The following is a 22,546-nucleotide window of genomic DNA, read 5'->3' on the forward strand; positions in this document are numbered from 1 at the left end:
CTGTGGGCTTATTTTAGCGCAGCGTTTTATTCATATTCAATCTCATAAAGCATAAGCCCCTCTGGAGGCGCGGTAATGCCTGCACGTTTGCGCTCTTTCGACAAAATAATTTGTGGAATTTCCTCCCCGCTTAAAAAGCCCCGTCCCACGCTGACCAAAGTTCCGGCAATAATCCGAACCATGTTATATAAAAACCCGTTTCCGCGGATTTTCATGGTAATCATATCGTCCTGCCTGGTGAGGGAGCACTCATAAATTTCTCGTTCAAAGGTTTTGGCCTGCGCGCCTTTGGACATGAAAGCCGAAAAGTCGTGTCTGCCCAGAAAAAACGGCGTACACTTTTGCATATTTTCAAAATTAAGCGGATATTTAAACCGCCAAACATAGGGCTTTTTAAACACGTCGCCATAAATGGACGTATCAATTTGATAAACATAGGTTTTCGATTTTGCGCAGTATCTTGCATGGAACGCCTCGTCACATTCCTTGATGGACTTAACCCGGATATCCTCCGGCAAAACAGCGTTCACGCCGGACAAAATTCTGCGTTCTTCCAAATCCGTGTCAAAAAAGGCATTGGCTGTGTAGTTTAAGGCGTGCACGCCTGCATCTGTCCTGCTGGCTCCGATAATCGACACATCTTGCCGCAAAATAGTGGAAAAGGCTTTTTCAAGCTCCTCCTGAATGGTAACTGCGTTTTTCTGCACTTGCCAGCCGCCGTACCGCGCACCGTTATACATCAGCGTAATTTTATGGTTCTGACTCATAGTTCCTCCATCAGAAAACAATGTCTAAGGTAATAACCGCCGCAAAAAACAAGGCAAACACCAAAAAGCCCCAAAGGTCTGTTATGGTAAAGCGGATTTCTTTGAGCCTGGTGCGGGAGTCACCGCCCCGGTAGCACCGGCTTTCCATTGCAACGGCCAGCTCGTCAGCACGGCGAAACGCGCTGATAAACAGCGGCACTAGCATGGGAATAAGCGATTTCGCGCGCTTTATCAGCGAGCCGGTGTCAAAGTCTGCCCCCCGGGCCTGCTGTGCCTTAATAATTTTGTCGGTTTCTTCAATTAAGGTTGGAATAAACCGTATGGCAATGCTCATCATCATGGCTAGCTCATGCGCCGGAAACCCAAGCTTGGAAAAGGGCTTTAACAGCTTTTCAATCCCGTCTGTCAGCGCCATGGGCGAGGTGGTGTAGGTCAGCGCGCTGGAGGCAATGATTAACAGTACCAGCCGAAGCGCCATTTTCACCGCCATAATCACGCCCTCCACCGTCAGGCCGATAGAATGGCCGAACACCGGCAGGTCGCGGCCGTCGGTTAAAAACATGTTCAGCACGGCGGTAAACAAAATGATGAACAAAATAGGTTTTAACCCTTTAAAATACATATTCACAGGCACTTTTGAAATTTTGACAATGAACAGGGTGAACAAAATAATCAAACAGTAGCTGTAAAACGATTGTGCCATAAATATGGCCACAATATCTAAAATCAGAAGCAGAATTTTCGTTCTTGAATCCAGCTTGTGAAGCTTGGAGTCAATGGGAAAATACTGTCCCAAAGTGATGTCTTTAAGCATTTCCCGTCCCCTCTTTTTGTTTGTTAAAATAAACCATCAGCGCCGCTTTTGCCTTTTCCACCGTGTAGATATTTTTGCTTAAAGGCACGCCGCGTTTGATAAGCTCGTCCACCAAAAGGTGCACCTGGGGCACGTTTAAACCCATTCCCCGAAGCTCGTCACCGTGGGCAAACACCTCAGAAACGGGGCCGTCCATCGCCACGCGGCCCTGGTTCATCACAATCAGGCGGTTTACCAGCTTTGCCACGTCCTCCATAGAGTGGGAAACTAAAATTACCGTCATTTTGCTTTTTAAATAAATGGATTTCACCTGAGTTAAAATCTCTTCGCGGCCAGCGGGGTCTAAGCCTGCGGTGGGCTCGTCCAGCACCAGCACCGACGGGTGCATAGACAGCACGCCGGCAATGGCCGCCCGCCGTTTCTGTCCGCCGGAAAGGTCGAAAGGGGACTTTTCCATCAAATCGTAAGAAAGGCCCACATAGTTCATGGCTTCTTTTACCCTCTGGTCTATCTCCTCTTTTGAAAGTCCAAGATTAGCCGGGCCAAATGCAATGTCTTTATAAACGGTTTCTTCAAACAGCTGGTGCTCGGGATACTGAAAAACCAGCCCCACCTCGCACCGCAGTTTTTTTAAGTCTTCGCCTTTTGTGGTAGTTTCACGGCCATTCACCACCACACTTCCGCCATGAGGTTTTAAAAGGCCGTTTAAATGCTGAACCAGGGTCGATTTGCCTGAACCGGTGTGCCCGATTAGGCCAATAAACTCCCCATCGTTTATTTCAAGATTAATATTGTCCAGCGCTTTGCGCTCGAAGGGGCTGCCCTGCATATAAACATAATCCAGTTTTTCAATTTTAATGCCCACGCTGTGCCACCTCCAGATATTTCATAATTTCATCGGCACATTCCGTAACGGTTAAAACGTCAAAATTTATGGGAATTCCCGCTTTATTCAGTCCGTAGGCAAGCTCTGTCACCTGGGGTACGTCGAGCCCCAGTTCCTTTAACGTTTTCACCTGGGAAAACACCCTGTGGGGCGTGTCATCCATCACAACTTTTCCCTCGTCCATTACAACCACACGATCTGCCCGGGCGGCTTCATCCATATAGTGGGTAATGAGCACAATAGTCATGTTTTCCTCGTTTTTCAGCTTTAAGATGGTTTCCATAACCTCACTGCGGCCTTTTGGGTCTAACATGGCGGTGGGTTCGTCCATCACAATGCACTCCGGGTGCATGGCAATGGCCCCGGCAATGGCAACCCGCTGCTTTTGCCCGCCGGACAAAAGGTGGGGCGCATGTTTGCGGAACCGATACATGTCTACAATTTTCAAAGCTTCGTCCACTCGCTGCCGTATCTCCTGTGACGGCACACCCAAATTCTCCGGTGCAAAGGCCACGTCCTCCTCCACCACGGTGGCAACAATCTGGTTGTCGGGATTTTGAAACACCATACCCACGCGCCGCCGGATTTCCCACAGCATTTCCTCGTTCTTTGTATTAAAACCATCTACATACACATTGCCGGCCACAGGCATCAGAAGTCCGTTGCAAAGCTTGGAAAACGTAGACTTTCCGCAGCCGTTGTGACCCAAAACGGCCACAAACTCACCTTTGCGTATGTTCAGGTTTAAGTCTTTGAGCACAAATCTGCCGTCACCGTTTTCCGAACCGTATGTATATGAAAGATTTTCGGTGGTTATCATTCTCTATCCCCTTACTTGTCCGTTTCCATAAATAATATATTTGCACGAGGTCAGCTCTTTTAACCCCAGCGGTCCCCGGGCGTGGAGCTTTTGTGTGCTGATTCCGATTTCCGCGCCGAATCCAAACTCAAATCCGTCGGTAAACCTGGTGGAAGCGTTCACATACACCGCCGCCGCGTCGATTTCGTCTAAAAATTTCTGTGAAGCTTCATAATTTTTTGTAACAATGCTTTCTGAATGCTTGGTGCCGCAGCGGTTTATGTGGCGAATTGCCTCGTCAATCCCGCTGACAACTTTCACGGAAAGAATAAAATCGTTATATTCTGTATAGTAATCCTCCTCCGTGGCCAAAACCGCCTGAGGAAGAATTTTTACCGTCTTTTCGCATCCGCGGATTTCCACGTGAAAAGGCTTTAGCCCCTCCGCAATGGCAGGGAGCGCGTCTTTTGCAATTTCTTCGTCCACCAAAAGGGACTCTGCCGCGTTGCACACCGATGGCCTGCTTGTTTTTGCGTTTACTGTAATCTCTCTCGCCATGGTGATATCCGCGCTCTTTTCCACATAGATGTGGCAGTTACCTGTTCCTGTTTCAATCACCGGCACGGTGGCGGTGTTTACAACGGCCCGAATGAGTCCTGCGCCGCCGCGGGGAATCAAAACGTCGATATATTCGTTTAACCGCATCATCTCAGCAGCAGTTTCCCTGGACGTATCCTCCACCAGCGAAACGCTCCCTTTTGGAAAGCCCGCGCCGTCTAGCGCTTCGTTCATAATATCAACTAAAATCTTATTAGAATGAAACGCCTCGCTTCCGCCCCTTAAAATGCAGGCGTTAGAAGTTTTAATACACAGCGCCGCCGCGTCAACAGTAACGTTCGGCCTCGCCTCATAAATAATTCCGATAACGCCTAAGGGCACACGCTTTTTGCCAATTATCAGGCCGTTGGGGCGTTTTTCCATGCCGGTGACTTCCCCCACCGGGTCGGGCAAAAGCTCAACCTTCCTCACCCCGTCCGCTATTTGAGCAATGCGGTCTTTCGTGAGCTTCAGCCGGTCTGCAAATGATGCCTTTGCAGGGTTTTTCAAAAGCGTTTCTAAATCCTTTTGATTTTCTGCAAGAATTTTATCTGCATTGTTCTCCAAGCTGTCAGCAACGGCCAAAAGTGCCTTCGATTTTTTTTCCTGGCTCATTGCCATCAACACAAAGCTGGCCTGCTTGGCCGCCTGACCCTGTTTTTTTAAATCATACATAAAAGCACCCGCTTTCTTATTTTGCTGTTTTTGCTACAAATCTTGTTCCCACGGCTTTTCCATCTAAACAATCGTAGATAGCCTTCGGGTTTCGACCGTTTAAAATTACCATCTCCACGCCGGCCTCCATTGCACCTTTTGCGGCAATGAGTTTTGTCACCATTCCGCCGGTGCCGCGTGCAGAACCGGCTCCCCCGGCGCTTTGCATTAATTCCTCCGTAACGGTTTCTACCACAGGAATCAGCTTTGCATCGCTGTGTGATGCCGGGTCTTTGTCAAACAGTCCGTCAATGTCCGACAGAATGATTAAAAGATCCGCGCCGATAAGCCGGGCCACCACGGCGGACAGCGTATCGTTGTCGCCAAACTCAATTTCAGCCGTTGAAATAACGTCGTTTTCATTGACAATGGGAATCACGTGCCAGTCTAAAAGTGTGCGGAACGCATTTACCGCATTGGTGCGGCGCTCGTTGTCCTCCAGCACATTTTTCGTAAGCAAAATTTGTGCCACCTGGCAGCCATATTCTGCAAAAAACTTTCCGTACATGCTCATCAGCTCACTCTGCCCAACAGCAGAGGCCGCCTGTTTTCCGCGGGTATTGTCAGGCCGCTTGGCAAATCCAAGCTTGCCAACCCCAACACCAATGGCGCCGCTGGACACCAAAACCACCTCGCACCCGCTGTGGTTTAAATCGCTGATCACCTGGGACAGAAGTTCAATTCTTCTAAGATTGATTTTGCCTGTTTCATAGGTTAAGGTAGACGTTCCCACCTTGATAACTACCCTTTTTTTGTCTGTCATGGCCCAATCCTTTCCGCCCGCTATTTTGAGGTCTTCGTCACTGTAATTTCGTCCACCTTCGGCACAGTCTGAATGGTTGAGGTTTTAATTTCCATTTCCTTGCCGTATAAAAGATGAATGTTAGAATCGGTGTAGAAGCCCTCGTCTTTTCTCTTTCCGTCTGCGTCCACAACAATGGTCACGTCAAACCGGTCCGGAACGGGCGCGGTGTAAACCGTACCATCATCGCTGACAACGTCGCGCATTGCAGGCTCACTTTCCACCCGGGAAACGGTGCCCAAAATCTTGTCGTTTGCCACAAGATACACATCGTCGCCCACAATGATCGAGTCCCGCGTTACATCGCGCACTTCTTTTGCTTTCAGCTTAATTTCCAGCTTATCTTTTTCTGCAGAGGTCTTAATCAGCATTTTTGAGTCGTCTGACAAAAGCTTTTCATTGTCTAATTTCACCTTTGTGACAAAAACTCCCACAATGCCGATGATAATGACCAAAATGACAAAAATGTCCACGATGCTCACTTTTCCAAAAAGCTTGCCTTTTTTATCCATAATCATTTGCTTTGCGCCTCCTTCTTTTTCAGAAGTGCCTTATCATAATCTAAACTGATAACCGTTCCGTTCACAGCGGCATCGCCGACAATGCAGTCAATCCGCTTGCCTACTTTAATAGATACCGTATCAATAATGATGTTGGGATATTCCATTGTGGCTTTTCCCTCCACCTCTAAAATTACATCTACCTTGTTGGGGATTTCAACATATTCAATGGTTTTGCTCTCATGGTTTTCCGCAATTTCCCGGGCCGGTTTTTCGTGAATGGCAACAATTTTACCCAGTTCTTTCTTGGTTGCCCCGTCGTAAATGGTTTTGCCCTCTTCCACATAGTTTAAGAATTCAGGATCGTTTTTTGTGGTTTCAATGGAGAACATCACATTGTCCTGAACGCCCTTTTGCTTGTTATCTAAAATTCCTGTGATAGAAACCACCGCAAAAACAATCACAGCGGCCAAAACAACGAAAAAGACCAGATCTATGATGTTTATTCCCTTTCTGCCGGTTTTATTTGCTTTCATTTGCAACCTCCTCATAGAGTTTTTCAAGATTTTTTACCATGATCTCAGCTGTATAATGCCGCCTGTATAATTCACCGGCATGTTCAGCACATTGTTTATAAAACGCTTTGTTTGCAGCCATTTTTAAAAACGCCTCCGCCATGCCGCCGCTGTCGGAAAATTCGGTTAACAGCCCGTTTTCTTTCGGTTTCACCAGCTGGGGATTTCCGCCGACATTTGTTGCAATGGTGGGTATTCCTAAGCTCATGGCCTCTAAAATTGCCAGGCTCATGGCCTCAGACCGGGAGGACAATACGTTTACGTCTGTAATGTTTAAAAGCGTTGCCGTGTCCGGCACATAGCCGGTAAAAATAATTTCCGGAACGCCTGCGGCCTGTTTTTTCAGTTCCTCCATCAAGGATCCGTCACCTACGATGAGAAACTTACCTCTACCGCCTTTTTGCAAAAACTGTTTTGCCGCCTCAATAAAATATTGATGGCCTTTCACTTCTTCAAGCCGGGCAAACACGCCGAACACCGTTTCGTCTTCTAAAATGCCCCGTTTGTTTCGCTCCGCGTACCGCTCCGTTTCAGAAAGCTTTGTAACAGGCTCAACACCGTTGCAGACGGTTTGAATTTTTTCCCGTTTTATTCCGCAGTCTGCAAGGTTTTGCGCCACGGCATCTGACACTGCAACATAAACGTCGCACAGCAGATTGTTTAAAATACCTTTTACGACAGAGGTCGGAAACCGGCCCGGTGGTTCAATGCAGTGTCTTGTGGAAACAACCGCGCCGGCCTTTGCCCTTCTTGCCGCAATCCTTGCCGAAAGGCTAGCATGGGTGTGCACAATGTCAATTTTTTCGCCGCTGAAAATTTCCTGCATGGCTTTCACACACCGCTTGTCGTAGGATTTGTCCGCCATGAACGGCACCTCAATTACCGTAATGTCAACCACGTCTTTTAAAAGCGGCTTTAGCATGCTGTTTTCCGGAATAAGCACCGTAACCTTAAAATGCTCCCTATTAAAATGCTTTACATAATTCAGCAGATACCGACCGGCGCCGCCCACATTGGTGTCGGACACCACCTGGTACACGTTCATCATTTGACGCTGACACCCCCTTCGTCTACAGAGGGTTTCGACATGAGGTTTACGCCGCAGATTGCCAGTGCAATGATAATCCAGTAAATCATCAATATTTTATAGTTATACCAAACATAGTCGGTTAAGCCCTGGAACATGAAACCCAAAAAGCCTGCCCCTAAGGCAATCACAATTTTGGCCCCGCTGTCGGTTTTGCGTGCGCTGATCACTGTGCTTGAAAAAACCTGCTTTACAAACATCAGCGTCATGGCAAGCAGCGCGCTAATTCCAATAATACCCGATTCCACCCAAACCTGCAGGTAAAGGTTGTGGGAATGGAGGGCAAAGTCCGCGCCTGACAGCGAATAAACCGGGTAAACCATTTTAAACGCCTCGGAGCCAATTCCAATGCCCGAAATCCAGAAATCGCGAATCATTTTTATAGCCGCCTGCCAAATGGCCACACGATAAGCCGTTGAGGAATCTGACGTGTTGCCAACGCTAATCAGCCGCTCTAAAATGGCCGTGTTACCGCTTAGAACCAGCAAAATTGGCAGCACTAAAAGAGCAATCACCCCAACAAACACCCAGCGCTTGTCCATAATTACAAAAAAGAGTGCACAGGCTAAAAACACGCCCAGCCACGCGCCGCGCGACCAGGTAAAAATCATGCAGGCCACCATGGAAAGCAGAACGAACCCAAACAGAGCCTTGTGCTCCTCACGCATATTGCCCCAAATTACTGCGGCTGTTAGCGGAATGGTCATAACCAAAAACTCGCCCAACACATTGGGGTTGTTAAAGAAGGAATAGACCCGAACCTTAATGTCTTCAAACATCTCCTCATCCAGCCAGGACTCGGTTGAACTGACGCCTGTAAAATTCTGTAGAACGCCATAGGCTGCAACGGCAAAGGCGGAAAGCAGAAACAGCTTAATCAGCGCCGTCCACTGCTGCCGGGTGCGAATGGTGTTCACCACAATAAAGTAGAACAAAATAAACGAAATATGCACTGCCGCCTGGCTTGCGCTGGCAGCAAATGAAAACGAATTGATACAGCCCCAGAGGAGCGCAATGATGAAAAACACAACAAATGTGTTCATGGGATTTTTCACAAATGTAAACCCTTTGTCGGTAATTACGTGAACACAGAACACCAGAGCGCAGATTAAACTGAGCCCCACCAGCGCCATGGTAGGCAGCATGGGCGAAAGCGCAACGGTTAAAAACACGCCCAGACTTAAATATTTCAGCAAAAACGCAAACGCCAAAACGCCCCCGGTTAAGATAACCAAAAGCTTTACGCCAAAAGCCAGACAGAAAAATGAAAGCAGAAGCCCCAGTCCCAATGCTGCAATTATCTGTGCCTTGCCGCAGGAAACACTTTCGTGGGACGCTGTGTCAGGGGTTGTAAAAAGCCCCATCAGCGCAGTAACAACAACGCTCCCGCCAAACAGCTGGCGCAGGCTGCGGTTAAGTAAAATCATTACAATACCGGCAGCAAAAACTGCCGCAATTAGCAAAAGCCCCAGTCTGCCCGACTCTCTCAAAAACAGCAGCGGCAAAGAAAACGCACACAGCACAAAGCCATAAAACCGAATGCTCACGTCTGCCCATTTGCTGAACCAAACGCACACCAAACTGTTTTTTAAAACATGGTTAAAAGGGCCAGATAACTTGTTTTGCAAAAACAGCAAAAACCGCCCCGGTAAGCCAAACAGCTTGCCCAAAACACTGTTTTGAAACACATCTCTGTGTTTTGGGCCGGCAAAAAAGCGGCTTACAAAGCTTTTTTGGTAAACCCTGTTTAACCAGGCACAGAATTTATTATAATATTTTCCACACGCGCTTTCGTCAAACCACACTGCAATGCGGGAAAAGAGCGCCGCGAAAAATGAAAACACCCTGCTCTCCATAAAATTAATTCCTCCCTTTCGAAATGAGCTGCTTTAATTGCCGAACCTCGTTTGTTTTCAGAACAACTGCACAAATGAGATAGACGGCAAGTCCCGCCAAAGCCGGCACCGCGAGCGTAAAAAACCTGCCCATAAGCGAATCTGAAAAAGCAACGAATCGCCGGGTAATAGCCAGCGCCGCCCACATTGCGCCGCCGCTTGCCAAAAGCTTTGCAAAATTGAAAAAGAACGGCCTTCCAAAGACCTTATATTTTTTATTTAAAAGAACCGCCAAAACCACGGCGATAAAGTTTGCGGCAACCGAAGCCGCCATTGGAAGCCCCGCAATTCCCAAATTCAGTCCCCGGACAAAGAGGAAACTAAGCGCCACATTGAGTGCAATTCCGCAAACAGAAACCCGCATGGGAGTTTTTCCGTTTTGCCCGGCATAAAAGGCTTTGTTGAGCATTTCCTGAAGTCCGTAGCCAAGCATACCGAAAGAATACCACAACAGGGCGGTTGAGGTAATTTGCGTCTGCTCCGGCCCAAACGCGCCCCGCTCATACACCAGCCGCACAATTTCCACCCGTTCTGTTAAAAACACAATCATAATGGGAAGCAGGATAAACAGTACGCTTCCGATGGCGGTTTTCACAATTTCGGTGAACTCGCTTTTTTTGGTTTCGTCCGCTGCTAGCCTAGAGATGGACGGGAAAATCAGGTTGGAAACCGCGTAGGTTAAAACCCCCACAAAAATAATGTACAGTTTATTTGCATAATCCAGCGCCGACACAGCCTGTCCTTCGTTGATAAAAGACGCCAAGAACATGTTGACCATGGCGTTTATAGGCTGCACCCAGGAGCTGACCAAAATGGGCAGCGCCAAAAACAACGCTTTTTTCAAGCCGGGGTTATGAAAATTGATAAATGGCCGGTAGCGATATTTCTTTTTTATCAGTGAGGGTAAAAGTACAATGAGCTGAAATCCCCACGCCACCAGCATTGCCACCGACACTCCGTGAATTCCAAACTGATTCTTGGCTACGAGCAGATAGCCCACCATAATTCCATTAGAAACCAAGCTGATAGCCGCCGGCGCGTTGAACTCGCCGTATGACTGAAGCACGCCCGTTAAGGAATAGGCAAGAGCCGTAAAAATCATAGACGGGAACATAATGACTACTAAGCTTTCCGCCAATGCCTTAACCTGCGGCTGAAGTCCGCTTCCCAAGAGGTTTACAATGGGGCCGCGGAACAGAATGCCAACTGCGCATAAAAACCCTGTAATGAGAAATATTATATTTAAGAAGCTGTTTGAAAACTCGGCTGCCTCTTCCTTTTTTCCCCTTTGCAGAAACTCGTTGAAAACGGGAATGAAAGAAGAAGAGATTGCGCTTCCCAGAGCAATGTCAAAAAACAAAAGCGGAATTCTGCTGGCAGTAGAATATGCAACAGCTTCCGCACCCGTGCCGTAGAGCGCCGCGAACAAAATGTCGCGGTACATCCCCATGAATTTGGCCAAAAGCGTGGCGAAAACCATGAAGCCGGCGGTTTTTATGGTCTTTTTTGCGCCATTCATACGTTTTTTTCCCTTATCTAACATATTTTATCATTCATACATTATATATGATTATGTGAAAAAAGTCAATTGCTTATTGTATGAAACGATAAAAATAGTATTTGAGTAAATGCGCAAAACTTTCCTTATTTTTCACAAAATTTTAAAAATATGAAAAAAAAGCTTGAAATTGTGGCTTTAATGTGGTATAGTATTAGAGCAAAAATACGCACGCGCAACGATTTTGCGGGCGGTGCCTAAAATTAGGTTCCCGCAGAATGTGACTTGTGCGGAGGATTGCAAATAAAACCGGAGGTGACTTAAATGTCAGTAATTTCAATGAAACAACTGCTGGAAGCAGGCGTCCATTTCGGACATCAGACAAGAAGATGGAACCCCAAAATGGCGGAGTACATCTTTACAGAAAGAAACGGTATCTACATCATCGACTTGCAGAAAACCGTGAAGAAAATTGAGGAAGCTTATGCGTTCGTAAAAGACCTCGCTGAATCCGGCCAGGAAATTTTGTTCGTAGGAACAAAAAAGCAGGCGCAGGACTCTATTAAAGAGGAAGCGGAACGGGTTGGCATGTATTGGGTCAATGCAAGATGGCTCGGCGGCATGCTGACAAACTTTAAAACCATTAAAAAGAGAATTGACAGGTTGGAACAGCTGAACAAAATGGAAGAAGACGGCACGTTTGACCTCCTTCCGAAAAAAGAAGTATTAAACCTGAAAGCAGAACGTGACAAGCTCACAAAATATCTCGGCGGCATTAAGGATATGAGGAAGCTCCCCGGCGCTTTGTTTGTTGTTGACCCGAGAAAAGAAAAAATTGCCATTGAAGAGGCAAAGAAGCTGGGAATTCCCGTTGTTGCCATTGTTGACACCAACTGCGACCCCGAAGACATTGACTATGTAATTCCGGGCAACGACGACGCTATCCGTGCGGTAAAACTGATTGCATCTACAATTGCAAACGCTGTTGTTGAAGGCAACCAGGGTGCTGACGGCGAGGCTGCGGCTGCTGCAGAAACGCAGGAGCCTGCAACAGAAGAACTGAATGCATAATTGATTGGAGGATTTTATAAATGGCATTTACAGCTGCTGACGTAAAAGCGCTGAGGGAAATTACCGGATGCGGTATGATGGATTGTAAAAAAGCGCTGACGGAAACAAACGGCGACAAGGATAAAGCAATTGAATTTTTAAGGGAAAAAGGCCTGGCAACGGCTGAGAAAAAGTCCGGCAGGGTTGCTGCTGACGGCATTGTTTACGCAGACGTTACAGACGGCATAGGCGTTCTGCTCGAGGTAAACTCTGAAACAGACTTTGTTGCAAAGAACGCGGACTTTCAGCAGTTCGTGTCTGACGTTGCAACGCAAATCAGAACCACTTCCCCGTCTGACGTTGACACACTGTTAAACGAAAAGTTTGTAAACGGCGACGAAACAATTTCTGCCATGCTGGTGAACAAAATTGCCACCATTGGCGAAAATATTACGGTAAGACGGTTCGAGCGCTATGACGGCGTTGTGGAAACTTACATTCACGGCGGCGGAAAAATCGGTGTTATGGCTGCGTTTACGCTGGCTGACGCTTCGAAAGCCGACGCAGCGGAATTTAAAGAGTTCGCACACGACATTGCAATGCAGGTTGCCGCTTCAAACCCGGCATATTTAGACCGCGACAGCGTTCCGGCTGACGTTGTGGAAAAAGAAACCGAAATTTTAACCGCACAGGCAATGAACGAGGGTAAGCCCCAGAACATTGCTGAAAAAATGGTTGCCGGCAGAATTAATAAATATTTTAAAGAAATCTGCCTGGTTGACCAGCCGTTTATTAAAGACGGCGACATGACGGTCTCCGCTTATACAAAGAGCGTTTCCGACAAAATTGGTACAGAGATTAAAATTGACAAGTTTGCACGATTTGAAAAGGGCGAAGGCATTGAAAAGAAGCAGGACAACTTTGCCGAAGAAATTGCAAGCATGGTAAAATAATTATTTTAACTGAAACTTTAAAATCTCCGGAAAAGTTTTTTCCGGAGATTTATTTTTCACCGGAGGTTTTGGAATTGAACATAATGGCCGTTATCTGTGAATATAACCCGTTCCACAATGGGCACGCATATCAGCTTAAAACCCACAGGGCGCTTTTGCGCGCAGACGGCGTGGTGTGCTTGATGAGCGGAAGCTTTGTGCAGCGCGGAGCGCCGGCCGTGTTTGACAAGTGGACCCGGGCAAAGGCCGCCATAATGTGCGGTGCGGATTTGGTGTTAGAACTGCCTGTAGTATATTCTGCCCAGTCTGCCATGCGGTTTGCCGCAGGGGCTGTGACGCTTTTAAACGAATTGGGCTGTGTGAATTATTTGTCCTTTGGGAGCGAGTGCGGCAACCTTCAGCTTTTGCAAAACGCCGAACCTGTGGTTTTTTCAGATGAATTTGCCCGGCTAGTTTGCGCCGAGATGAAAAAGGGCACAAGCTACCCCGCCGCCCGGTTATCTGCGGCAAAAAATTACTTCCCCACTCTTTCCTGCGACCTGCTTTCATCACCCAACAACATTTTGGCTTTAGAATATGTTCATGCCCTTGCCCGCTTAAAAAGCGCCATCCAACCTATAACGCTCAAGCGAAATGACAGCTTTGCCTCTGCTTCGCAAATTAGAGAAATGATGGACCAGGGCCGGGATATTTCAGAATTTGTGCCAAATAAAGCTGCATTTCACACAACGCCTTATGACAAATCAGTTTTTGACCAGCTTGTGTCTTACCAATTCCGGAGGGAAACACCGGAGAGCTTAAAAACCATTGCCGACGTTTCTGAGGGACTGGAACACCGTTTTATAAAGGTTGCCAAAACATCGTTCGGTGCGGAGGAGCTTGCAACGCAGGTAAAAACCAAGCGCTACACCAGAACACGGATTGATAGGATAATTGTAAACACCCTATTGGGCATTACCGGCGCTGACGCAGAGCTCCCCCCCCAATACGCCAGAGTTTTGGCGTTTAACAAATGCGGAACTCAAATTTTGAAGGAAATGGGGCGAACATCTGCCATTCCCATTATTACGAAAACGGCCGACGCCGTTTCTGCAAAGGATGATTTTTGGCGCATGTTCCAAAAAGACCTGCTTGCCACAGACATTTATGCGCTGATGACGGATAACAAACAGGCCGGGCAGGATTTTAAAACCTCCCCCATATATGTAAAATGATGCGGAAAAAATTTCCGCATCATTTTTTGCAATTACAGTTTGCACTGCGCCGCCTTAACGCCGCACATTTCACAGCCTGTGCAATATTCCACCTTGCCGAACACCTTATTAATTGTGTCAAACAGTTCGGCGTTTTTAATATCCACGCTGTTGTGTACAATAATTTTTTCCGGTGCCAACGTAATCAGCATGCTGATAAGCAAATCGTCAAAATTGTCAGTGCTGATTTCCTCCGGCCGGGCAAAATCAGAAATACATTCTGCGGTAATATCCTCTTTATCCTCGTTCAAAATTGTATACATGCCGCGGCTGTGTACAATCAAATGGGTTAAATGGGGCCGGGCGCTCTGCACGTTTACAAAATAGCGCAAAAGCTCTATAAATTCCTCATACTCTTTGTGCGTTAGGTAAATGTCAAAAAGCTGTTCCGCCGCCTGGGTTAACAAAGCCTCATATTCTTTCATTCTGAAGGTAACCAACCCCTCCACGCTGGCGGAGTCGTTTTCTTCAAAATAGCCATACAGCCCGTCTTTCACCACGCTGCGCCGTTTGGCACGGCCCGTTTCTCTGTCTTGCTCCAGTTCGGGAAGATGGCGAACAATATCCTGCAGCTGAAACGGCTTTAAGTCGCCGTAATTATTTAAAATAATACGCTTTAAAATTTTCTTTTCGTATTTATTTATAATATAATCGGCAAGTGCTGTAATAAATTCGTCAAAAATCCTTTGGTTGCTGCCGTATTTGAAAAGCACGTCAACGCGCTCGTCAGGTTTTTGCAGAACTTCTACCGGAAATTCCTTTTCGGATAGAAGCCGTTCATTTACAAGAGCTTTTTCATTTCTGAAGCCCAATTGTATACGGTCATTCAAAAACTTCACCTCTCAACTCCTTTTCCTTATCCGAAATTATTATCTGCATTTTATTTACCATCTATACCGATAATTGTGCCAACATCCGTTAAAGGGAAATCTTTTATATACTCCAGCTCCACGCCTTTTATTTCTGCAAAACGTTTTATGTTTTGAAAGCTTTTGTGTTTGCAGATATCGCCAAAAAACAGAAGACGGCCGTAAGCAAAACCTGACGCGCCGCCGATAAAGCCATAGTCGTAGCCAGACAGCACAACATCTCCCGGCTCAATCTTCAGCGTGTCGATGTGTTCTTTCGCACACGCGTCCAGCAAAGACGGGTCGGCAGTGATAATTCCGCCGGCAAGCTCCGCCGCCGCGCAGTTTGCGTAGCCCTGATTTATATTTATCAATTTCAAATTTTGCTTTTTTAGTTCCTGTTTTACAACACGGTCGGTATATTGAAAGTTTGCAAAAGCAGTTTTTCCGGATATCAATACATTATATGCAACATCAAACGGGTAGTGACTGTCAAGAACCGTTTCGCCGCAAATCACGTTGCTTCCCGAAAGCTTCTGTTTATAATATTCATATACCGTTTTCTCTGCAATATACGTGTTTCCTATTTTGCACAGCGACAAATCCGGGTGGCAGGAAACCGGTTCGGATAAATGATTTAACTTGGGCGATGAAATAATTTCAAATTTACTCCCCCACTTTTTTTCAGCAACGCCTGCAAACCGACAGTCAATTAACAATTTTTTGCGCATTTCATTTCCCTCTATTGTTTTTTTGTTCTTCATTTGGTATACTATGATTGTATCAGTTTTTAAAACGAATTTCAATACAGGAGATGAAACAACCATGGTATATGTTTTTTTGGCTGACGGGTTTGAAGAGATTGAAGCTTTGGGCACTGTTGACATTTTAAGGCGGTGCGAGCTGGAGGTGAAAACCGTTTCCATCACCGAAAACTTGCAGGTAACCGGTTCTCACAACATTTCTGTTATTGCTGACCTTGTAAAAGAGGACATGAAAGAGGATGATATTGACGCTCTGGTGCTGCCCGGCGGGATACCCGGAGCAGACAATTTAGAGCAGTGCGGATTTGTGACCGACCTTTTAAAACGCAAGGCCGAAGAGGGCAAAATTATTGCCGCAATCTGCGCCGCACCAAAGGTTCTGGGGCTTATTGGACTTTTGTCCGGTGTGAAAGCCACCTGCTTTCCCGGATATGAGGCAAAGCTGGTCGGCGCAATTACCAAACGCGGCGACGTGGTATGTGACAAAAATTTTATTACCTCAAAAGGCGCGGGCACAACCCATGCCTTTGCGCGGGAAATTGCCTCGGCGCTGGGCAAAAGCATTCAGGCTCGTCGGGTGATTAAATCGATGCAATATTAAGCATGTCCCGATAAAATTCGCTCTTTTTTGTCATATGGGAAACAATTGAACATAAAATAGGTAACAGAAGCGTAAAACGTGTTTTTTATTTGGCGCGCTGTCTGCCTGCGGACTTTGCGTAATAAAATTTCGCAGGCAGAAAGGTTTGTCAATATGAAAAAGCTGTTATCTGTTTTTTTGTCCGCGTTGTTTGTTCTGTCGTTACTCTCTGTCACGGCCTTTGCCGAAGCCCCTCAAATGGAGCTTTCGGCCAAATCCGCTGTGCTGATTGAACCTACAACGGGGAAAATTTTGTTTGAGCAGGCTTCGCACGACAGGCTGCCCCCTGCCAGCGTTACCAAAATTATGACCATGCTTTTGGTGATGGAGGCATTAGACAACGGCCAGTGTAGATTGGACGACATGGTTCGCACCTCGGCGTTAGCCGCTTCCATGGGCGGGTCACAGGTGTTTTTAGAAGAAAATGAGGAAATGAGCGTGAACGACATGCTAAAAGCTGTGGCTGTGGCCTCGGGCAACGACGCAGCTGTGGCGCTGGCAGAGTTTATCGGCGGCTCGCACGAAAACTTTGTGGCCAAAATGAACGAGCGTGCAAAGCAGCTTGGCATGAACGACACCACATTTATAAACTGCAATGGGTTAGACGATCCCAATCACTTAACCTCTGCCAACGATATTGCACTGATGTCCTGCGAGCTAATAAAACACCCGAAAATTTTTGACTATACCACCATTTGGATGGACAGTTTACGGGGCGGCCAGTTTGGCTTAGTGAACACCAACAAAATGATTCGATTCTACTCCGGCGCAACGGGCCTTAAAACCGGCTCAACCAGCGTTGCAGGCTTTTGTGTCAGCGCTTCAGCCAAGCGGGACGATATGAACCTGATTGCGGTTATTATGGGCGCGCCATCCTCCAAAGAGCGGTTTGCCGATGCAACAAAGCTGTTAGATTATGGATTCGCAAACTATGCCATCTCAAAATCGCTTGTCTCGGAAGACGAGCTGCCGGACGTCAAAGTGGAAAAGGGCGCACAAAGCGCGGTGGATATCGGTATGTCGCAGGACTTTAATATGCTGTTGGAAAAGGCAAAAATCAGTAATATAGAAAAGAAAATCACGCTGCCCGAATCAGTCAGCGCACCGGTGAAAGAAAACGACAAGGTGGGCGAGGTAGAATTTTTTATTGACGGGGAGTCTATCGGAAAGTCCGACATTGTGGCAAAGTCTGCGGTGAAAGGCTTAGGCCCTGTGGGCATGTTTGCAAAGCTTTCGGGCTATATGCTGTACGGCGAATAAAAAATATCGGGAAAATATTTGAATAAACTCTTTCAAGAAACGGACAGGGCAAGATCTCTTTGCCAGCTGTCCGTTTTTTTGAATAGTGTCTTTTTTATCGTTATCCATTTTTTATGGGCTCATTCTGTTTTGAATAAATCTCTTTTTATATATTGTTTTTAAAAGCCGCCCGAAACTGTGACGGTGACAATCCTGTTACCTTTTTAAAATAGCTTGAAAAGTATGTGCCGTTGCAAAATCCAACCTTTTCTGAAATTTGTCCTACCGGCAAATTAGTGTTTAACACCAGCCGTTTTGCCTCGTTTATTCGCAAATTTAAAATATATTTGTGCATACTCATACCGGTATATTTAAAAAAAATCCGGTTTAAATGGAATTCATGATATCCAGAGAGTGCTGCTAAATCCTTATTGTCAATATCCTCATAAAAATGATTGTGTATAAAATCAATAACAGCTTTAACTGATTCAGAGGCATTTCCGCTGTTATATAACTGCCCGCGGTGAAGGTCGATGAGTACTTCTTTTAAAAGCGCACTGCATTTTTCGCGAAAATATTTTTTTTGCAGGGAAAATTCATCACATATTTTTTTCAGTGGAGGTAAAAACTCTGCCCCGTTCATTTGCAGCAAATGCGTGTTTAAAAACCCGCTGTTTAAAACAGATGGTGGGTTTTGTTTTACCGTGTCTAATTCGGCAGCAGAAATAGGAACATTCACCAAAAAATGCTGGTTTTCCGACTGTGTTAAATCAAAATTAAGCGAAAGTAATGAAATGCCGCTATCAGAAATAATATTATATCTGCTCCCGGCAACACAATAAAACACAGAATTTGGGATAAGGGAATAATGTTTATTTTCAATAAATATATCAGCATTGCCAGACAAAATGTAAAACAAACGTGCGTCCCGCACAAAAACCGGATTATTGCTTGATTTATAAAAAATTTGGCCTGCAAACCTGATAAAGGGATTTAAATCGCAAAGATACATTTTATCACCTGACAAAATCTTTGTTTTATTAAAATTAAAGTTTGTTTTGTTACTTTAGATTATCATATTTATATGATAAAATCAAGAAAAAGGGAAAGGGAAATAAAAAATATGAAGTTCATGGTGGGATTGCAAACGGCAAACAATGCGTTTTTAGACCATATTATAAAAAGAAAAGAGCATATTTACGAGGTTTACTTCTCATGGGGAGATTTTGCAAACGGAAGAAACAGCCAGATAGAAAACAGTGCATTTTTGCCTTGGGACTTGCAGCAGAAGCAAATAGAGGCACTTCACAGATTGTCTCAAAACAATATCGCACTTAATCTCTTGTTTAATGCAAACTGTTACGGGCGTGACAGTCTGTCCCGTTCCTTTTTTCAAAAAATAGGCGACGCCGTTGATTATATTGTAACCCGCTTCGGACTGCAGTCTGTTACCACTACTTCGCCTTTGATTGCAAAGTTCATCAAACAGAATTTCAGCGATATAGAGGTGCGTGCCTCGGTCAACATGGGAATCGGAACCACCCAAGGTATGGACTATGTATCTAATTTATTTGACAGCTTCTATTTGCAAAGAGAACTAAACAGAAATTTTGACAAAATCGCTGCTGTGAAAAAATGGTGCGACACCCGCGGCAAGAGGCTGTATTTACTGGCCAACAGCGGCTGTTTAAATCACTGTTCCGCCCATACGTTTCACGACAATTTGGTTTCTCACGAATCTGAACTTGCAAAAATGGACAATGCTTATGCGTTTCATGGAATTTGCAGAGAATATTTAAAAAATCCGGCTCATTTAGACACTTTAATTACCGACACCAGCTTTATTCGTCCGGAAGATACCGATTTATATGCGCCTTTTGTTCCTGCTGTGAAACTGGCTACGAGAATTCATAAAAACCCTTGTTTGGTGCTGGAAAGCTACATCCGCAGGAAATATTCCGGAGATATTTTGGCGCTTTTAGAACCTGCTCACAGCATATACCCCTATGTGCTGGAAAACGGAAATCCATTGAAACTTGTGAAACTAAATGAAGAACTTTAAGAAAAGAGGGATTTTGTGTTCGGAATTACATCTAACAATAAAAGAATAAAACTGCCCGTTCAAATTGAAAAAACAAATGATTATGCCTGCGTGATTGTATCAAAAGACCTTGATTACAGTAATATCCGTCAGGTGGAGGCAGATTTTTTTGGCATTGTGGCAAATACAAGCGACAGCGGATATCTGGTGCTGCCCAGAGGGGTGGGAAATCAGGACTATTCCCTGTTCTATTTTAACCGTCAAAAAGAAAATTTTGAAAGCCGCATTGCAGAGAGCAATATGCCATTCTTCGGAATAAAAACAGAACAACAGACGGTATTGGCAATCGTTACCGGCATGCCTTACGATTACACGCTGAACATAAGTCTGAAAAATGGTAAATACCGCGTTTATCCTGTATTTAAACTTGACGGAGAATCACCCTATGAGGATTTGAAAATAGAATACTTTTATTTGACTGGTGATGACGCAAACTATTCCGGTATGGCCAGGCGATATCGGCGCTATAAACTGGACAAAGGCGAAATTGTGCCGCTGTCAGTGCGAATGCAGACAAATGAGGCTTTAAGTTATGCGGCAAATTCAGTAATGATTCGAATTCGCTGCGGCTGGAAGCCGGCTCCCCCGCAGGTGCTGCATCAAACCCCGGAAAACGAGCCACCCATGCATGTAGCCTGCGATTTTAACAGAGTGGGAAACTTGCTTGACGAACTAAAAACCCAGGGCGTTGACAAAGCGGAAATCTGTCTTGTGGGTTGGAATGTAAAAGGTCACGACGGAAGATGGCCCCAGGCCTTTCCTGTTTGTCAGGAATTAGGCGGAGAAGAAACATTAAAACAACTAATTTTAAAAGCGCAGAAGCTTGGCTATCAAATTACATGCCACACGAACCACACCGACCAATACGAAATAGCAGACTGTTACAATCCCGAAAATACCCGTCGGAACCGCGCGGGAAAGCCTGTGATAAACGCCAACGGCTGGAGCGGCGGAGAAATGTTTGACCTTTGCCCGGGAATCGGACTGAAACAGGCAGAACAGGTCTTGCCAAAAGTGGCAGATTTGGGCTTTCGCGGAATTCATTACATTGATGTTTTAGGTACGGTTTATCCCCGGAAATGCTACCATCCGGCTCATTTTGTAAATTCAAAAAAGGCGGTAGAATGTGCAAAAAAAATGTGTATCCGAGCAAAAGAACTGTTCGGCGGCATCTCTTCCGAGGGGGCATACGACTTTTTGGCTCCGTATTTAGATTACGGTCTATACATCAGCTACTCCCGTGAAACCGGCGGACTTTGTCACAAACCAATTCCCTTTTGGCAGCTTGTTTATCATGGCACTGTTCTGAGCAATCCATACACAGACACGGTAAACAGCTCCTTTAAAGACAAAGAGATACAGCTAAAGCTAATCGAATACGGCGGCAGGCCAACGTTTTATTTTTATTCTGCCTTTATGGACAACGGCAACAACTGGATGGGGGCTGTTGACGCAAAATGCGATAACGAAACAGAGCTGGCGGCGTCTGTTTCCAAAATCAAACAAAGTTATGAAGAATATAAAAAGCTTCGTTACCTTCAAACCGCGTTTATGGAAAAGCATGAAGAAACGGAGGATAATGCGTTTGTTATAACCTATTCAAACGGCGCAATTTTAAAGGTTGATTATAATAAAGGCCATTATGAGCTGATAGAGGAAGGAAAAAGAAATGCTGACAAGTGAAATGATTAAGGCTGCTGCAAAAGCCGCAGGGGCAGACGCCTGTGGCATTGGACCTATGACCAGATTTAACGGTGCACCCGATGAAATGAATCCGCAGTTTTTGTTCCCTGAGGCCAAAAGTGTAATTGGGTTTGTGTTTCGCATCCCCCGAGGCGTGCAGCGGGGCATAGAAGAGGGAACACAGTTTTATCAATACCCATCCATGGCATATGGCGGAATCAACGAAATCTTTGCCCCGGCAGTTTTATATCAGGTAGGCAAGGTCATTGAAGACGAAGGTTACGAAGCGTTTGTTTACCGTAATACCGGCGCACGGGGCGTGGTGTCCGATATGGACGGTTCCCCCGGCAACACCCTGTCACCGGAGGAGCAAATTGAAGTAAACGAAAATGCAAAAACGTCAACCGCCCACCACAGAAGCGTTCAATTTACGCGTCCGGCAAGAAAGGGCGGCGTGGCGCCGGACTTACAGTTTCAGTTCCGGCTGGCTGCCGTAGCCTGTGGCCTGGGCGAAATCGGCTGGAGTAAAATGCTGCTTACGCCGCAGTTTGGTCCGCTGCAGCGCGTGGCATTTATCTTTACCGACGCCGAACTGGAATACGACGAAATGTATCACGGAAAGCCGCTTTGCCGAAAATGCGGCGCCTGTGTGCGCGAATGTCCCGGGGGCTGCATTCCGGCAATCAATTCAGGAAAAACAATAACGGTAAATTTAGACGGGAAAATCTGTGAGTGGGGCGACATCGACATGTGGAGATGCTATGCCTTTTATACTCATGCAGGCAGATATTATAATCCCTTTGTGCCGAAAGAGGTATGGGATAAAAACGAAAATCACGATCTTGACTTAATGGAAGGCTTAATCAACGTGGCAGATGAGCACGAAATTATGAAAATTTATACTGCTCTGCAAAAATACTTTCCAAGCTGGGTGGGCTATAACATGGCAAAATGCGGCGGCTGTATCCGCGCCTGCGTTTCCATGCTGGAGAAAAAAGGCGGCTGCATGGAAAATCGCTTTCATGAGCCTTTAAGAACAAAAAAAGCATGGAAGCTTGACCGATAAAAACAGGAGGATAGC

22 protein-coding genes are annotated in these 22,546 nt (G+C 45.9%); 8 read left to right on the top strand and 14 right to left on the bottom strand.

Annotation, left to right across the window (positions count from 1 at the left end; translation table 11 throughout):
* Positions 1 to 26 precede the first annotated feature (26 nt).
* From truA to murJ, 11 genes are read right to left on the bottom strand one after another with little or no spacing between them, the layout of a single operon-like run.
* A complete protein-coding gene (gene truA, locus H8698_RS01090) occupies positions 27 to 767 on the bottom strand; it encodes a tRNA pseudouridine(38-40) synthase TruA (protein WP_249310777.1) in 741 nt (246 codons plus the stop codon).
* Between the two features lie 10 nt (positions 768 to 777).
* Positions 778 to 1,581 (bottom strand): energy-coupling factor transporter transmembrane component T family protein, encoded by an 804-nt coding sequence (locus tag H8698_RS01095; protein ID WP_346726817.1) that lies wholly within the window; start codon positions 1,579 to 1,581, stop codon positions 778 to 780.
* Positions 1,574 to 2,446, bottom strand: a complete 873-nt coding sequence (locus H8698_RS01100) for an energy-coupling factor transporter ATPase (protein WP_249310779.1) — start codon at positions 2,444 to 2,446, stop codon at positions 1,574 to 1,576. The genes H8698_RS01095 and H8698_RS01100 overlap by 8 nt, the downstream gene beginning before the upstream one ends.
* Positions 2,436 to 3,287 (bottom strand): energy-coupling factor transporter ATPase, encoded by an 852-nt coding sequence (locus H8698_RS01105; protein ID WP_177680466.1) that lies wholly within the window; start codon positions 3,285 to 3,287, stop codon positions 2,436 to 2,438. The genes H8698_RS01100 and H8698_RS01105 overlap by 11 nt, the downstream gene beginning before the upstream one ends.
* Positions 3,288 to 3,290: 3 nt before the next feature.
* Complete coding sequence (locus H8698_RS01110) at positions 3,291 to 4,538, bottom strand: glutamate-5-semialdehyde dehydrogenase (RefSeq protein WP_249310780.1); 1,248 nt, start codon at positions 4,536 to 4,538, stop codon at positions 3,291 to 3,293.
* A gap of 16 nt (positions 4,539 to 4,554) precedes the next feature.
* The gene (proB, locus tag H8698_RS01115) at positions 4,555 to 5,340 is read right to left on the bottom strand and encodes a glutamate 5-kinase (RefSeq protein ID WP_177680468.1); all 786 of its coding nucleotides are present in this window, start codon (positions 5,338 to 5,340) and stop codon (positions 4,555 to 4,557) included.
* A 20-nt stretch (positions 5,341 to 5,360) separates the two neighbouring features.
* Positions 5,361 to 5,897 (bottom strand): DUF4330 family protein, encoded by a 537-nt coding sequence (locus H8698_RS01120; protein WP_249310781.1) that lies wholly within the window; start codon positions 5,895 to 5,897, stop codon positions 5,361 to 5,363.
* Entirely contained in the window at positions 5,894 to 6,415 is a 522-nt protein-coding gene (locus H8698_RS01125) for a DUF4330 domain-containing protein (protein ID WP_177680470.1), read from the bottom strand. The genes H8698_RS01120 and H8698_RS01125 overlap by 4 nt, the downstream gene beginning before the upstream one ends.
* Positions 6,402 to 7,502, bottom strand: a complete 1,101-nt coding sequence (locus H8698_RS01130; protein WP_249310784.1) for a glycosyltransferase family 4 protein — start codon at positions 7,500 to 7,502, stop codon at positions 6,402 to 6,404. Before H8698_RS01130 ends, H8698_RS01125 begins: the two co-directional genes overlap by 14 nt.
* The gene (locus tag H8698_RS01135; protein WP_249310785.1) at positions 7,499 to 9,397 is read right to left on the bottom strand and encodes an O-antigen ligase family protein; all 1,899 of its coding nucleotides are present in this window, start codon (positions 9,395 to 9,397) and stop codon (positions 7,499 to 7,501) included. Before H8698_RS01135 ends, H8698_RS01130 begins: the two co-directional genes overlap by 4 nt.
* Positions 9,398 to 9,401: 4 nt before the next feature.
* Positions 9,402 to 10,955, bottom strand: coding sequence for a murein biosynthesis integral membrane protein MurJ (gene murJ, locus H8698_RS01140; protein ID WP_249310787.1), 1,554 nt, complete (start codon positions 10,953 to 10,955; stop codon positions 9,402 to 9,404).
* Positions 10,956 to 11,258: 303 nt separating this feature from the next.
* Between murJ and rpsB the strand changes: the two genes are divergently transcribed.
* The 3 genes from rpsB (at position 11,259) to H8698_RS01155 (ending at position 14,151) form a co-directional block, all read left to right on the top strand.
* Positions 11,259 to 12,005, top strand: coding sequence for a 30S ribosomal protein S2 (gene rpsB / locus H8698_RS01145; RefSeq protein WP_249310789.1), 747 nt, complete (start codon positions 11,259 to 11,261; stop codon positions 12,003 to 12,005).
* Positions 12,006 to 12,025: 20 nt separating this feature from the next.
* Positions 12,026 to 12,937 carry a translation elongation factor Ts gene (gene tsf, locus H8698_RS01150; protein WP_249310792.1) on the top strand — a complete coding sequence of 304 codons (912 nt, stop codon included), beginning with the start codon at positions 12,026 to 12,028 and terminating at the stop codon, positions 12,935 to 12,937.
* Between the two features lie 83 nt (positions 12,938 to 13,020).
* A complete protein-coding gene (locus H8698_RS01155; protein ID WP_249311494.1) occupies positions 13,021 to 14,151 on the top strand; it encodes a tRNA(Met) cytidine acetate ligase in 1,131 nt (376 codons plus the stop codon).
* 32 nt (positions 14,152 to 14,183) lie between these two features.
* Here the strand turns inward: H8698_RS01155 and ytxC are convergent, their stop codons facing one another.
* Positions 14,184 to 15,020 (bottom strand): putative sporulation protein YtxC, encoded by an 837-nt coding sequence (ytxC, locus tag H8698_RS01160; protein ID WP_249310793.1) that lies wholly within the window; start codon positions 15,018 to 15,020, stop codon positions 14,184 to 14,186.
* 50 nt (positions 15,021 to 15,070) lie between these two features.
* On the bottom strand, positions 15,071 to 15,769 hold the full coding sequence (locus H8698_RS01165) for a DUF6873 family GME fold protein (protein WP_249310794.1): 699 nt from the start codon (positions 15,767 to 15,769) through the stop codon (positions 15,071 to 15,073).
* A gap of 94 nt (positions 15,770 to 15,863) precedes the next feature.
* Between H8698_RS01165 and H8698_RS01170 the strand changes: the two genes are divergently transcribed.
* Positions 15,864 to 16,403, top strand: a complete 540-nt coding sequence (locus H8698_RS01170) for a DJ-1 family glyoxalase III (protein ID WP_249310796.1) — start codon at positions 15,864 to 15,866, stop codon at positions 16,401 to 16,403.
* A gap of 153 nt (positions 16,404 to 16,556) precedes the next feature.
* Positions 16,557 to 17,702, top strand: a complete 1,146-nt coding sequence (locus H8698_RS01175; RefSeq protein ID WP_249310798.1) for a D-alanyl-D-alanine carboxypeptidase family protein — start codon at positions 16,557 to 16,559, stop codon at positions 17,700 to 17,702.
* 145 nt (positions 17,703 to 17,847) lie between these two features.
* Here the strand turns inward: H8698_RS01175 and H8698_RS01180 are convergent, their stop codons facing one another.
* Positions 17,848 to 18,420, bottom strand: a complete 573-nt coding sequence (locus H8698_RS01180; RefSeq protein WP_249311496.1) for a helix-turn-helix transcriptional regulator — start codon at positions 18,418 to 18,420, stop codon at positions 17,848 to 17,850.
* Between the two features lie 384 nt (positions 18,421 to 18,804).
* Between H8698_RS01180 and H8698_RS01185 the strand changes: the two genes are divergently transcribed.
* Genes H8698_RS01185 through H8698_RS01195 form a run of 3 tightly spaced genes read left to right on the top strand, consistent with a single transcriptional unit; the run spans position 18,805 to position 22,531 of the window.
* Entirely contained in the window at positions 18,805 to 19,743 is a 939-nt protein-coding gene (locus tag H8698_RS01185) for a hypothetical protein (RefSeq protein WP_249310799.1), read from the top strand.
* Between the two features lie 15 nt (positions 19,744 to 19,758).
* Positions 19,759 to 21,465, top strand: coding sequence for a DUF5696 domain-containing protein (locus tag H8698_RS01190; protein WP_249310801.1), 1,707 nt, complete (start codon positions 19,759 to 19,761; stop codon positions 21,463 to 21,465).
* Complete coding sequence (locus H8698_RS01195; RefSeq protein ID WP_249310803.1) at positions 21,452 to 22,531, top strand: hypothetical protein; 1,080 nt, start codon at positions 21,452 to 21,454, stop codon at positions 22,529 to 22,531. The genes H8698_RS01190 and H8698_RS01195 overlap by 14 nt, the downstream gene beginning before the upstream one ends.
* Positions 22,532 to 22,546: the final 15 nt, after the last annotated feature.

This window comes from Congzhengia minquanensis (genome assembly GCF_014384785.1).
GTDB lineage: Bacteria > Bacillota > Clostridia > UBA1381 > UBA9506 > Congzhengia > Congzhengia minquanensis.